The organism is Microbacterium sp. KNMS (assembly GCF_053851835.1).
The window spans coordinates 1-236 of sequence record NZ_JBSQBP010000206.1 but is presented as its reverse complement, the minus strand read 5'-3'; the positions used below and the strand labels follow the sequence as shown (position 1 = coordinate 236).

The following is a 236-nucleotide window of genomic DNA, read 5'->3' as shown; positions in this document are numbered from 1 at the left end:
CATGTGGTCTGTGTATTGAACACCATAAGGAAGTTTCTCGGCAAATACATCAATACATGCCTGTAAACATTCTTGTGCTGTCTCACATGGTTTCAATACCTTATATGCACTACTTACACCGAAACCAATATCTTTCCCTAGATGACTTAATGCATCATAGTTATCAGCAGAATCAAGACCTAGGAAGGCTTGGAACATCAAGAATTTAAATCCATAACCCTTAACCTCTTGAGAGG

Annotated in this window: 1 protein-coding gene; it reads right to left on the bottom strand. The window is 38.6% G+C overall.

Annotated features, from left to right (window positions below; translation table 11 throughout):
- On the bottom strand, window positions 1-236 hold a 236-nt coding region (locus tag ACWXWW_RS18355; RefSeq protein ID WP_455971483.1), incomplete at both ends, for a hypothetical protein.